Source organism: Streptomyces violaceusniger Tu 4113, assembly GCF_000147815.2.
GTDB lineage: Bacteria > Actinomycetota > Actinomycetes > Streptomycetales > Streptomycetaceae > Streptomyces > Streptomyces violaceusniger_A.
Genome location: NC_015957.1, coordinates 7,551,595 through 7,564,236, shown reverse-complemented (window position 1 = coordinate 7,564,236; position 12,642 = coordinate 7,551,595). Strand labels below are relative to the sequence as shown.

Genomic DNA, 12,642 nt, shown 5'->3' with positions numbered 1-12,642 from the left:
ATCCGAGTTGTCGAGGATCAAAGCGCCGCAGCCGGGGGCAGTTTCACGTGAGCTCTACAACGTCTCGTTCGAGGCTGTCCGTAACGCCCGACGGGCGAGGTGTCGTTTCGCATGCCGGGGCCCGGCTGCTGGCCGATCTGGCGGAGGTGACCGCGCTGACCAGTGCCTTCGGTGACGCGCTGGCCGGAGGACGACAGCGCACCGGCGGCCACGATCCGGGCCAGGTGATCACGGACATGGCGGTGATGCTCGCCGATGGTGGCGAGACCATCTCGGATCTCGCCGTGCTGCGGGACCAGGCCGAGCTGTTCGGGCCGGTGGCCTCCCCGGCCACGGCATGGCGGGTGCTGAACCGAATCGACGAGGCGGCCCTGGGCCGGATGCGGGCGGCCAGAGCTGCGGCCCGCGAGATCGCCTGGGCGCAGCATGCCGACACCCGTGAGAAGTTCCCGCAGGCCAAAGCCGCTGGGCGGGTGATACCGGGGCTGGTGGTGGACATCGACGCCACCATCGTGATCTGTCACTCGGAGAAGGAGCAGGCGACACCGACTTGGAAGAAGACCTTCGGCTATCACCCGATCCTGGCCTTCCTGGACAACACCGGCGACGGGTTGGCCGGGATCCTGCGCCCCGGGCGGGCTGGGTCCAACACCGCCGCCGACCACATCACCGTCCTGGACCACGCGCTTGCCCAGATCCCCGACGACCGGCGGTATGGGGTCCCGATCCTGGTCCGCACCGACACCGCCGGCTGCACCAAAGCGTTCCTGGCACACATCAGGGCACGGCGCGCCGACGGGGTGGACGCCCGGTTCTCCGTCGGCGCCCCCATCGATGCCGAGGTCCGTGACGCCATCAGCGCACTGCCGGCCTCCGCGTGGGCGGCCGCGATTGACGCCGACGACGAACCCCGTGACGGCGCGCAGGTCGCCGAGCTGACCGGTCTGCTCGACGCCGCCGGGTTTCCCGAAGGCACCCGGTTCATCGTGCGGCGAGAACGCCCGCACCCCGGCGCTGCCCTGGATCTGTTCGACACCGTCGAAGGCTTCCGACACCAGCTCATCGCCACCGACAGCCCTCCCAGCACCGGACCTCTGGCCTTCATCGACGCCCGCCACCGCGCCCACGCCCGCGTCGAGGACCGCATCCGGTGCGGCAAGGACACCGGGTTCGGCCGCTTCCCGTCGCGCCAGGCGAACATTAACGCCGCCTGGCTGGAACTCGCCCTGGCCGGCATCGACCTCATCGCCTGGACCCAGATCCTGCTCCTTGACGGCGAACTGGCCAAGGCCGAGCCCAAGCGACTGCGCTACCGACTGTTACACACCGCCGCTCGCATCACCCGCGGCGGCAGACGGACCTGGCTGCGGATCGCCGAACACTGGCCCTGGGCCCGGGACCTCGTCACCGCCTTCGCCCGCCTGGCCGCGCTGCCCCGTCCGGCCATCTGCTGACCAGCCGCTTCGCGATGCCGCCCGACCACGACCCCGAGGACTCCTGGAGCACCCGGCCACCGCGCCGGGCCTGCCGCATGCCCGCATCACACCGTCACGACCCAGCCCACTCAGAACCCAGACTCAACCGCAATGCTCAGAGGCTTGATGAAAGACCGAGGCTAAGCTCCTGTCGTTCTCGGCGATTCACAACACCGGGCCGGTGTACACCGGCCGGCCCGGGGACAAGTCCGCGTCATGACCGCGACCATTCTGTATACGTCGGCGGTCGAGGAGCGGACTTTTTCGCTGCCGCTGCGTCTCGCGCTCGCCTCAACGGACACCCCTGGTGCTCTTCTGGACGGTGCCTGGTGGCCCGCTCCCGCGACCTGGCGGCGGAACTTCCTGCGTTGACAGCGGTGCTGGATCCCCTTTGGGGGCACATCACGCATGTCACGGTGAACCCGACCCTGTGGCCGGTCATCCCACGGAAGGTGCCCGTTGATGGGCACGTGGTGAGCGTCGGCTGGTTCAAGGCCGAGCAAGACCCCCACAAGCTGTTGCTTCTCTCCTACACCGTCGGCCGCTGGGACCTGCTGGTGATTCCGCCGCAGACGGATCCGGCCATCGCCGCCTGGCTGATGACCGCGGCTACCGGTCCGCTGCGCAGCCGCACAGCGAGTGATCTGCTGGAGAGGGCCGAATTCCAACGGATCGTGGCAGAAGCCGACCAGGCCCGAGAAGCGGTCTGGGACGTGTTGCGAAAGCGCCGACGAAGACGTTTCAGGGAAGTGCCTCGATGACAGCCAGCTACGGCCGCAGGACGAGCTTCCCGGCGGCGTGACCGCTCGCGCTCAGCTCCTGCGCCTTCGCGGCGTCCTCCAGCGGAAGGCTCTGCGCGATGCGCACCGTGAGCTTGCCGTCGGCTGCGAGGCGGGCGTACTCGCCGAGGCGGGAACCGAACGGGGCGCCGCCGGGGCCGGAGAAGGTGACGCCCAGCTCGGCGGCCTTCTGATCGGCGATGGTGATGATCCGGTCGGTGCCGCTGAGCAGGTCGATCGACACCTCCAGGTCGCCCGCCCCCGCGGCGTCGTACACGGCGTCGATGCCCTGCGGTGCGGCCTCGCGGACCCGGTCGGCGAGGCCGGCGCCGTAGGCGACCGGGATCGCGCCCAGCGAGCGCAGGTAGTCGTGGTTGCCGGGGGAGGCGGTGCCGATGACCGTGGCGCCGCGGGCGACCGCGAGCTGAACACCGACGGCGCCGGCCACACCCGCGGCTCCGTGCAGCAGGAGCGTGTCGCCTTCCCCGACGCCGAGGGCGCCGAGCACGCGGACCGAGGTCTCGACGGCGACGGGCAGTGCCGCGGCGAGGTCCCAGTCGAGGTCCGCGGGCTTCGGGCCGAAGTCGACGGCCAGCGCGTGCTCGGCGTACGCGCCGGTGACGGTCCAGCCCAGGACCTCGTCACCCACCGCGACGCCGGTCACGCCTTCGCCGACCTCGTCGACGACGCCGGCCGCCTCCACGCCGGGGATCACCGGGAACGGCGGCGCCATCTGCGGCCTCCACCCGTTGCGGATCTTGTAGTCGAGCGGGTTGACCGCTGCCGCCACGACCTTCAGCCGCACCTGTCCGGGTCCGGCGTGCGGCTCGTCGACCTCTGCGAGGCGGAGGACTTCCGGGCCGCCGAACTCGGTGTAGGTGATCGCCTTCATGTCCTGCTCCAGTGCTCGTCGCTCTAGGTGAAAGATCAACGCTCTAGGTGAAAGATCAACCTTGGCCTGGACCGGCGGGCGCGGTCCAGCCGGTGGATCGGATCCACTCGGCCAGGTCCAGGGTGGCCGGCTCGATCGCCCGCACCACCGCAAGATCCGACGGGTGTTCCGCCGCCTTCGCGAACTGGCGGAACATCGCCCTGTCGAGGTCGCTGGGAAGCACGCTCAACGGGAGGGCCTCGTAACGTGCCGGGAGCCCGGCGCGCGCGCCGAACGCCGCGGCGATCTGAGGGCCCGTCAGCTCGTCGCCGACGAGCTCGACGGCTCCGCCGGGTGCCTCCGCGGTGTCGAGCAGGAGCGCGGCGGCGACCCGGCCGACGTCCCTGACCGAGATCATCTTCAGGGCGACGTCCTCCGGCAGCGGCAGCCTCAGCACGACCTCTCCGTGCTCCAGGCTCGGTGCCATCTCCTCCATGAAGGGGGTCGGGCGAACCATCGCGGCCCTGAGGCCGGACTTCCTCAGGTGCTCCTCGATCGAGTGCTTCGAGTCATGGTGCGGCACACCCCGCTCCCGGTCCGCGCCGAAGACCGAGTTGAACACGACGTGCGGGACGCGTGCCGCGACCGCCGCGTCGACGAGCGCGGTGCCGATGCGGATCTCCGTCTCGACCTCTTCGAGGTTGTTCGCCTCCGGGGTCATGAAGTAGAACGCCTCGACCGCCGTCAGCGCGGCGACCAACGACGCCGGGTCGTCGGTCCGGATGGCCGCCAGCTCGACGCCGCGGGCGGCCAGCGCCTGAGCCCGGTCGGATTGCGGGTTGCGGACCAGGGCCCGCACAGGGGCCTTGTGGTCCAGCAGCGCGTCGACCACCGCCCCGCCCTGTTGCCCCGTCGCGCCGAAGACTGCGATCGTGCCGGTCGTCTGTGTGCTCATCGCTGCCACCCTTCACTCAGGGCGTGAGCGAGGTGAGCACGAGTCCGGTGTTGACCTCGGCGGTGGGGGGAGGACGACGCGGGCGCGGCGTCCTCGAGCTTGATCTGTTGTGACATGTCTCCACGATGCGTCTGCGGCGCCAGGCGCACCACCGGTATCCCGCCAGGTTCTTCCGATAACCCGCCAGTGTCGGGTAGCCTCAATCGCGTGTCCGACCCCAGCGGCGAGCCGAGCTTCTGCACCGACGATGGGCCGTTGTCGGCGCCGCTGGCCCATGGCGCCGACGTGGCCGCGCACTTCCACGACTATGGCCAGCTCCGCTACGCCGCGCGTGGGGCCCTGGTCACAGCGACCCAGGTGGGCACCTGGGTGGCGCCGGCCAGTCGGATCATGTGGGTGCCGCCCTTCGCGGTGCACAGCAGCAAGGCGTACGGCGAGACGGACATCCGGGTGCTGTCGCTGCCCGTGACGCTGACCGGACAGCTGCCGGCCGAGCCGTCGGTCTTCGTGGCGAGCGCGTTGCTGCGCGAGGCCTATCTGGCGCTGATGAGCGAGGGCGAGCCGCTGGAGAGCCCCCGTGCGCGGCTGCTGATCGACGTCGTACTCGCCGAGCTCGCCCGCGCCGCACAAGAGCCGCTGCGCCTCCCGGAGCCGAGCGACCGGCGTCTCAAGGCGGTCACCGACCTGCTTCACGTGGACCCAGCAAGCCCGGCGACCCTGGCCGAGCTGGGCCACCGCACCGGCGCCAGCGAACGCACCCTGAGCCGACTGTTCGGCAGCGAGCTGTCGATGAGCTTCCACCAGTGGCGCACCCTGCTGCGCATCCAACGGGCGCTGATCGAGCTCGGCGACGGCGCCTCGGTCACCGACACGGCGATCCGGCTGGGCTGGTCGAACCCCAGCAGCTTCATCGACGCCTTCACCGTGCTGGTCGGTCAGACACCCGGAGGCTATCGCTCGTCGGCTCGGTCCTCCCGCAGCTCCCATGGGTGAGAGGTTGGCGGGGTAGCCGTAGTTCCTGGCGGAACATCGGTGGCAGCCCAATGGTGCGGGAGCCCACGCTGGAAGGGTGACTTCCTCCGCCACCACCCAGAGCTCCTCGCCAGCATCGGCGGCCTCGGCCGGTGCGACGCTGAAGCGACCTCATCGTCCAGTCGCTGACGCGGCACAGCTCGTCGGAGGCGTTCGTCGCGGGCGACCGGCGACTGACCTACGCCCAGGTGAGGGACTTGGTCTCGCAGTACATGGGTGCGCTCAGTCGGCGCGGCGTTGGCCTGGGGGTGGGCGTCACCATGCTCAGCCCGAACACGCCTGAGTCCTGGATCGTGCAGGCTGCGACGTACCTCCTCGGAGGGCGCTTCACGGGACTCCAAGCCGGTGAGCTGCACATCAGCGAGTCCACGGTGAAGTTCCACGTGGCGAAGATCCTGGAGAAGCTGGGCGTCGGGTCGCGTGGCGAGGCGGCGGCGCTGGCGCACGAGTGGGGCGCCACGGCCACGCGTTAGGGCAGTCGCCGCGCGCGTCCCGGATCAGGCGTCCGTTGGTGGCTGGGCATCCCGCCGCACGTACGGAGCCGTACGATATGCATGCAGTTGCTCCAGAATGCGCTTCCAGATGCCGTCGCGCTGCCACCGCCGAAACAGGTCGTAGGCCCGGTGCCACGGCCCGTACCGCTCCGGGACGTCCCGCCACGGCGCACCCGTCCTGGTCCGCCACCGTATTCCGTCGATCAGCAGCCGATGCGTCCAGGTCCGCGGCCGGCCCGGCTTCTTGCCCGTCGGTAGCAATGGCTGCAGCCGGGCCCACTGGCCGTTCGTCAGGTCACCCCGTCCCACAGACGGTGATCATCTACGACCTTGATCCACCTTCGCAACAGGCCCTAGCTCACGCCAGGTCGGGGGTGCCCCCTCTCACTTTCAATACACGCCCTAAGACTCCGAGGGCGGCCACGGTGCCTGTGCGACCGCGCCAGCTCACTCAGCGTGATCCTCGAAACGGCCCCGGTGAAACCGCCGGGGCCGTCCTTTCAGGCGCAACACGTGAGAGTGCGCAACCCAGAATCCACGGTACACCTGCAGGTAGTTTCCGACGTGATTCCGTAGGCTGACGCGAAGCATGAGCACATTCTGCTTGGACCTCAAGCACCGCCGGGCCCAGCAGCCGGCAGTGCCCGGCCGCCGGCAGAGTGCTTGCTATTCCGCATTACCGCGCCACTGCCCCTGGACACGGAACCAGAGTCCGGGAGCGTAGATCGATTCGACGACAGCGGCTTCGCCTTTGGTCACCCTGAGGTTCCGCAATGCGCCGCTCGGAAGCAGGTCGTACTCGTACGTGGCGGGCGACTCACCTTCGGTGACGTCGTCGTAGGAGATATCTGCACAGCTCCGCGTATTCCTTGGGGGGCCGGTTCTCCACCAGCTTGACGAACACGCTCATACCTTGACGATAGATCCCTCGCGGTCTTCTCGCGTGACATGCCAGAGTCACCGCCAGCGGCCGCACCGCCAGTCAGGCGGTATCGGCTCATTCCAGGGTGGCGAGGTGGTCGGCGGCACCCCCGCGCCACTCGATCAGGAAGAGGGTTGCATCGTCGCTGGTGATCCCGCCCCGCTCCCGGATCAGGGTGTGGGAGAGGGAGCGCACCACCGCCCGAACCCCTTCCTCGGCGTACTCGATGCGGTTGACCCAGGCGATGAGTTGCTCCTCGCCGAACTGTTCGCCGCGGACATCGTGCTCCTCGATCAGGCCGTCGGTGAAGCACAGCACCCGGTCGCCGACCTGGAGTGTCTGCTCGCTGAGCTGGGGCTCGTCGCCGCCGAAGCCGACCGGCAAGGTGGTGAGGCTGTGAAGTTGCCGGACGACCTGGTGGTTGCGAATCAGCAGCGGCGCGGGGTGGCCGGCGTTGACCCATTGCAGGTGGCCTGTCGCAACGTTCAGGCGCATCATCTGTGCGGTGACGAAGTGCTCGGGCCCGAACTGCCCGGCGATGGCCCGGTCCATGAACGCGTAGATCTCGGACAGCCCGACGTCGGTGCGGCGGGCGTGCCGGTAGGCGCCGATGGCGACGGTCGCCATGGTGGCGGCATCCAGGCCGTGGCCCATCGCATCGACCGTGGCGACGTGCAGGATGTCGTCGTTGAGGGCGTAGTCGAAGCTGTCGCCGGCGACCTTGTAGGCGGGTTCGAGGATGCCGGCTACCGCGACCTGCGGGGTGGACATCGACAGCGGGGGCAGCAGGGACCACTGGATCTCCGCGGCCACGCTCATCGGCTCGCGCCGTCGGGTCTGGAAGAACTGGTCGGTGTAGCTGTTCTTGGTGACCAGCATGTGGGCGGCCAGGCCGGCCAGTCGGTGCAGCAGTCGCCGGTCGTCGTCGATGGTGTCCAGGGTGAGCGCCAGCACCCCCACCTGGTCGCTGCCGTCCAGCAACGGCAGGTAGATCCGCACGCCGTCTGCCTGCGGCACCTCGACGGGGGTTCCGCTCCGGAAGGCCGTGCCGGCGGGGGAGCCATCAATCGGCGCGCGCTCGCCGACGGTCAGCCGCCTACCCGGCAGCGGCACCAGCATCAGTTGTTCGTAGTCCTGCAGGAGGACCGAGACATCACGGCCCCCGACCCGGCCCACCACTTCCACGATCAGCGGGGCGATCAGATGCGGTGGCATCTCGTGGGCCTGGTCCAGCAGCACCCCCAGCAGCCGCTCACCGAATCCTTCTGACCGGTCCACCGCGCCCTTTTCGGGCTGCGACTCTCCTGCCGTCACAGCCGCACCCGCCCTTGACGGATCCGCTCGAAGACCCAATCACGTGATCGGTACACACGGGCTCCTGATACGACCGTCAATCCGCACAGCCTGCCGCGGCCAACCGGCCCAACGAGCCGATTACGCCAACGGCGGCATGTCACACCCGGTCAGGAGCTGCGGGCTGGCCGGCTGCGACGTCGACGCTCATCGTGTCATCAGGTCACCCTGGTCTCTGATCGCCGGAGCATGCCTGCCCGGTGCTTCTCCCCCGTCCTGAGGCGGTTAAGCCGGGTGGAGCCACGCCGTGCGTCCTCCCGGCGGGGGCCGATTACCTCTCCAGCCGACGAGAAAACCTGTGCTGGCCGGAGTAGACATTGGGCGGTGGTGTGGTTATGGTTTCTCTCGTAGCCCAGAGAGACCGAAGGGCCCGGCAGAGACGAACTGCCGGGCAGCAGTACAGGTAGTCGCAGTACGCAGGACGGTGCGGTGGCGGAGTTCCGAAGCCAGAGCAGTTGCAGGACGGCGACGGGACTGGCGACCGGACCGGGCGGCCCGCAGTCATCAGGGGCCGCCGACAGCAGTTGACACAGTGGCAGTACCCAGCAGTGAAGTGAAGTGAGCAGTACCTCGGTGAAGGTGTCGGCTGCGGGCGCGCGCACCGGGAGGTTCGGCAGTGGGGTTCCAAGCCAGAGCAGACGCAGGACGGGCGACGGGGCTGGCTGCCGAAGAGTGGCGCTCGCACAGGTCACCGGTAGGTCGCATCACCGGCAGTACAAGCAGTTCGCGGTATCAGCAGTACGCAGTCCCCGTTTGGTAAGGCAGTTCACTCAGAGGGAAGAACGGAGGAACCAGGCGCCATCAGGATCGCCCGGACGGATTGTCGAGTCCGGGTACCGCAGGACATCGATAGTGAGGTGGTCTCCGGTCAAGCAACCGCGATCCCTGCATTCCCTGCCCTCTCCCGGGTGGGCGTGCGGACACAGAAGGCCGGCGCGGCACTAGGGCCGGCAGATGGTGTAGCAGTTCCTTCGGGGCCTTGGTGCCAGTACGGCACCAAGGCCCCTCCACGCGTTCCTGTGCCGCTCGAAAAGTCATCGTCGCAGGTGAGCGGGATACGGTCAGTCGGCTGGGATTATGTCCTCCGTGATCGTGTCCTTGCTGTACAAGGTGACCCGGAAGCTGCTCACCGTTCCATCGGTGCTCCTGCGTCGTGAGACGGTGAAGGACGCGGAACTGCTGGTGCTGCGGCACGAGAATGTGGTCCTGCGCCGCCAGTTGGCCGGACCGGTCCGCTACGAGCCTGCCGACCGGTTCTGGTTCGCAGCGCTGTCCGGGCTGATACCCCGGCGCCACTGGCTCAGGGTCTTCCCTGTCACCCCCGGCACCCTGCTTGCCTGGCACCGCAGGTCATCGCCGCGAAGTGGGACTACACCGCGCGCCGACGCACCGGACGCCCGCCCACCCCGGCAGCGGTCAAGAAGCTCGTCCTGCGGTTGGCCAGGGAGAATCCGAGTTGGGGGCACCGGCGGATCCAAGGAGAGTTGGCCCGACTCGGACATCGGATCGCCGCTTCGACGGTCTGGGCGATCCTTAACGCGGCCGGCATCGAACCCGCTCCACGTCGCTCAGGCCCCACGTGGCGCGAGTTCCTGACCGCACAAGCCGAGGGGATCGTCGCGGCAGACTTCTTCCACATCGACACCGTCCTCGGCAGGCGGTTGTACGCGCTGGTGTTCCTCGAGCACGGCACCCGGCGACTGCACATCACCGGGGTCACCGCCCACCCGACACGGGACTGGACGGTGCAGCAGGCGCGGGATCTCACCGCCGACCTGGGCATACGCATCCAGACCCTGCGCTTCCTGCTGCGCGACCGCGATGACAAATACGGCGAGGCCTCCGATGCCGTCTTTCGGGCCGAGGAGATGAAGATCATCAAAAGTGCGCCGCAGGCTCCCCGTATGAACGCGCACTGCGAACGCATCATCGGCAGCATCCGACGCGAAGCCCTCGACCACGTCCTCATCATGAACGAGGCCCACGCCCGCCACGTCCTCGCGAACTACGAGCAGCTGTGCCGTTCGGAAACTCGTCGTTCCTGGTCAGGCGGCGTATCTGTACTCGTTGATCACGCCGCCGAGTATTCGGGTGCGCAGAACCCGGTGAGCGGACGGGGCGACCATGGACGTCGGGTGCTCCTGGAGGAGGGGAGGCAACTGCCCGCGAGCCTGGTGGGGGCGATGACCGTTGTAATGCTGGGCGTAGGTATCGAGGACCTGCCGAGCGTGCGTCTCGTTCCAGATCAAGAGGTGGTCGAGGGCCTCGCGGCGCATGGTGCCGATGACACGTTCGCAGTGCGCGTTCATCCGTGGGGACCGTGGCGCGGTCCTCATGACCTGGGTGTCGTCGGCTTTGAAGACCGCGTCGAAGGACTCGGTGTACTTCGCGTCCCGGTCGCGGAGCAGGAAACGCAGCGAGTCCACCCGAACACCCAACTCGACGGCGAGGTTTCTTGCCTGCTGCACCGTCCAGGGTCCGGTGGGATGGGCGGTCACTCCCGCGATGTGCAGCCGGCGTGTGCCGTGCTCGAGGAACACCAGCGCGTACACCCGGCGCAGATCGACCAAGTCGATGTGGAAGAAGTCGCAGGCGATGATGGCTTGGGCTTGAGCGGTCAGGAAATCGCGCCATGTCGGACGGCTGCGGCGTGGGGCTGGATCGATGCCCGCCGCGGTGAGGATCTCCCAGATCGTCGTCGAGCCGACTGGGTGTCCGAGCCGGACCAGCTCGCCCTGAATTCTTCGACAGCCCCAACGCGGATTCTCCTTGGCGAGCCGCAGCACCAGAGCCTTCACCGCACCCGCCGTCGAAGGTCTCCCGGGCCTGCGTCTGCGCTTGCTGTAGTCCCACTTCCGGGCGATCAGCCTGCGGTGCCACGCCAACAGCGTCGCGGGCTTCACCGGGAACACCTGCGCCCACCGGCGCCGGGGGACCAGCGAGGACAGCGCTGCGAACCACAGCCGGTCCGCATGCTCGTAGCGCACCGGCCTCGTGAGCTGCCTGCGCAGCACTGCGTTCTCGTGCCGCAGCACGAGCAATTCCGCGTTCTTGGCTGTGTCCCGGCGTAGCAGCACCGTCGGGACTGTGAGCAGCTTCCGAGTCACCTGGTATAGGAGCGAAACGATCATCCGGACAGGGTTCCAGCAGACCGTGATGGCGCGCCAGACCACCCCAGCGGCCGGGTCCGGACGCCGCCCGCGAGCAGGAGAGATGAGTTTCTGAACGGCACAGGCTCCGGCCACGACTGCGGCTCCATCGACACGGAACCCCTCCCGCTCCGTGACCGGGAACGAAAAGGACCGGCCACCAGACCAGCCTGCCGCAACGATCAACACCCCGACCAGCACAAACAGTAAATGGGCAACAGGATCGGGCAATGTCACCGTGGTCAGCGAGGGCATGGCCGTGCACAGTGCCGCAGGCGCCACACGGGCACAACTGCACGCCGCCGTGGACATCGCGCTGCAAGCCGTCATCGCCTACGCGCCCCGCGAAACTTCTGGTGCGCCGACGTAGTCGCCCTTCCGGCGCTTCCGCTGACGCTGCCCGACAGCCAACTCCGGGAACGAGGTAGCCCAGGCCAATGGGGCCAGTCCGCGAGACTCAGGCCCGCCAGCGGCGGCGCAACATAGCCGACGATCGCCGGTTAAGGAAACCGGCCTTTGTCGCGATCATTGATGCATCCCCTTCACCACTCGAAGGGGGCATCACGCTGCCTGCACCCCAACTGCGGTAGACCGCACTACGCAGGGTGACAGCCGCACACCCCAGACACCCTCGAATACTCATGATCACAGCACGGGGCGGTGCCCACGACGCACGGAACCCGTCACCGACCAGGCGACATCAGGTGCGGGAAAGCTTCGGGCCCGCTCAGCCACTCACCACACCGAGAAGGACCCGGACCGTCTCCGCCATCGTCTCCCGGCCCTGGGCGACGTAGGGGCGGGGGTCGGTCAGGTCGGGCCGGGCCCCCAGCGCTTCGCGGACCGCGCCGGTGAACGCGACGTTGAGAGCGGTACCGATGTTGATCTTCACGATGCCCGCCTGGACGGCTTGTCGCAGATCGTCGTCGCCGACGCCCGACGAACCGTGCAGCACCAGAGGTACGGGCACGGCCTCCCGCAGGCGTTCGATGAGCGCGTGGTCCAGGGTCGCGGAGCGTTCGGTCATCGCGTGGCTGCTGCCGACGGCGACGGCCAGGGCGTCCACGCCGGTGTCCGCGACATAGCGCGCCGCCTCCTGCGGGTCGGTGCGCACCCCGGCCGCGTGGGCGCTCGCGGGGGCGTCGGGCTTGCCGCCCACATAGCCGAGTTCGGCCTCCAGCCACAGGCCCGTGCCGTGGGCCCACTGGGCCGCGGCGCGGGTGGCGGCGAGGTTCTCGGCGTACGGCTGCGCCCCGGCGTCGAACATCGCGGAGGAGAACCCCGCGTCGGCCGCCGTGCGCAGCAGCCGCATGTCCGTCACGTGGTCCATGTGCAGTGCGACGTCGACGTCACAGGCCTTGCCGACCTCGGCCGCGGCCCGCGCGATCGGCTCGACCCGGCCGCCGTGGAACCGTACGGCGTTCTCGCTGATCTGCAGGATCACCCCCGGGGCGCCCGCGGCGGCTGCGCCGGCGGTGATCGCCTCGGCGTGCTCCAGCGTGATCACGTTGAACGCCGCGACGGCCCGGCCTGCGGCGGCGGCCTTCGAGACGAGTTCGCGCGTGGGAACCAGGGGCATAAAGGTGTCCCCTCGCTTTCATGTCGGTTCGGT

At 68.7% G+C, this 12,642-nt stretch carries 9 protein-coding genes and 3 pseudogenes; 6 read left to right on the top strand and 6 right to left on the bottom strand.

The window, feature by feature from the left end; all coding sequences use genetic code 11:
- The first annotated feature begins 47 nt into the window (after nt 1-47).
- Nucleotides 48-1,454, top strand: a complete 1,407-nt coding sequence (locus tag STRVI_RS30780) for an IS1380 family transposase (protein ID WP_014059481.1) — start codon at nt 48-50, stop codon at nt 1,452-1,454.
- Nucleotides 1,455-1,691: 237 nt separating this feature from the next.
- Nucleotides 1,692-2,236 (top strand): annotated as a pseudogene (locus STRVI_RS30775) (DUF5994 family protein).
- A gap of 7 nt (nt 2,237-2,243) precedes the next feature.
- Here STRVI_RS30775 and STRVI_RS30770 read toward each other — a convergent pair.
- Nucleotides 2,244-3,146, bottom strand: a complete 903-nt coding sequence (locus tag STRVI_RS30770; RefSeq protein ID WP_014059479.1) for an NADP-dependent oxidoreductase — start codon at nt 3,144-3,146, stop codon at nt 2,244-2,246.
- 55 nt (nt 3,147-3,201) lie between these two features.
- Nucleotides 3,202-4,080: an NmrA/HSCARG family protein gene (locus tag STRVI_RS30765; RefSeq protein ID WP_014059478.1), complete on the bottom strand. Its 879-nt coding sequence runs from the start codon at nt 4,078-4,080 to the stop codon at nt 3,202-3,204.
- A 207-nt stretch (nt 4,081-4,287) separates the two neighbouring features.
- Between STRVI_RS30765 and STRVI_RS30760 the strand changes: the two genes are divergently transcribed.
- Both STRVI_RS30760 and STRVI_RS55030 read left to right on the top strand, forming a co-directional pair.
- Nucleotides 4,288-5,073 carry an AraC family transcriptional regulator gene (locus STRVI_RS30760; RefSeq protein WP_014059477.1) on the top strand — a complete coding sequence of 262 codons (786 nt, stop codon included), beginning with the start codon at nt 4,288-4,290 and terminating at the stop codon, nt 5,071-5,073.
- Between the two features lie 152 nt (nt 5,074-5,225).
- On the top strand, nt 5,226-5,585 hold the full coding sequence (locus STRVI_RS55030; protein ID WP_353477088.1) for a LuxR C-terminal-related transcriptional regulator: 360 nt from the start codon (nt 5,226-5,228) through the stop codon (nt 5,583-5,585).
- 84 nt (nt 5,586-5,669) lie between these two features.
- On the opposite strand, the pseudogene STRVI_RS49020 reads toward STRVI_RS55030, so the two are convergent.
- Both STRVI_RS49020 and STRVI_RS30750 read right to left on the bottom strand, forming a co-directional pair.
- A pseudogene (locus STRVI_RS49020) lies at nt 5,670-5,915 on the bottom strand (transposase); the annotation flags it as partial.
- 688 nt (nt 5,916-6,603) lie between these two features.
- Nucleotides 6,604-7,842, bottom strand: coding sequence for a PP2C family protein-serine/threonine phosphatase (locus STRVI_RS30750; protein ID WP_014059475.1), 1,239 nt, complete (start codon nt 7,840-7,842; stop codon nt 6,604-6,606).
- 1,125 nt (nt 7,843-8,967) lie between these two features.
- On the opposite strand from STRVI_RS30750, the pseudogene STRVI_RS55025 reads away from it, so the two are divergent.
- Nucleotides 8,968-9,896 (top strand): annotated as a pseudogene (locus STRVI_RS55025) (integrase core domain-containing protein); the annotation flags it as partial.
- A 30-nt stretch (nt 9,897-9,926) separates the two neighbouring features.
- Here the strand turns inward: STRVI_RS55025 and STRVI_RS30740 are convergent.
- Nucleotides 9,927-11,012 carry an integrase core domain-containing protein gene (locus tag STRVI_RS30740; protein ID WP_014059474.1) on the bottom strand — a complete coding sequence of 362 codons (1,086 nt, stop codon included), beginning with the start codon at nt 11,010-11,012 and terminating at the stop codon, nt 9,927-9,929.
- Between the two features lie 151 nt (nt 11,013-11,163).
- Here STRVI_RS30740 and STRVI_RS53785 point away from each other — a divergent pair, with 151 nt between their 5' ends.
- Nucleotides 11,164-11,400 carry a hypothetical protein gene (locus STRVI_RS53785; protein WP_208949188.1) on the top strand — a complete coding sequence of 79 codons (237 nt, stop codon included), beginning with the start codon at nt 11,164-11,166 and terminating at the stop codon, nt 11,398-11,400.
- A gap of 357 nt (nt 11,401-11,757) precedes the next feature.
- Here the strand turns inward: STRVI_RS53785 and STRVI_RS30735 are convergent, their stop codons facing one another.
- Nucleotides 11,758-12,609, bottom strand: a complete 852-nt coding sequence (locus tag STRVI_RS30735; protein ID WP_014059473.1) for a class II fructose-bisphosphate aldolase — start codon at nt 12,607-12,609, stop codon at nt 11,758-11,760.
- Nucleotides 12,610-12,642 lie beyond the last annotated feature (33 nt).

Excerpts from the sequence above, each read along its gene's own strand:
- STRVI_RS30770 (WP_014059479.1), bottom strand. The coding sequence starts at position 3,146 with ATGAAGGCGATCACCTACACCGAGTTCGGCGGCCCGGAAGTCCTCCGC.
- STRVI_RS30765 (WP_014059478.1), bottom strand. The coding sequence starts at position 4,080 with ATGAGCACACAGACGACCGGCACGATCGCAGTCTTCGGCGCGACGGGG.
- STRVI_RS30740 (WP_014059474.1), bottom strand. The coding sequence starts at position 11,012 with ATGATCGTTTCGCTCCTATACCAGGTGACTCGGAAGCTGCTCACAGTC.
- STRVI_RS30735 (WP_014059473.1), bottom strand. The coding sequence starts at position 12,609 with ATGCCCCTGGTTCCCACGCGCGAACTCGTCTCGAAGGCCGCCGCCGCA.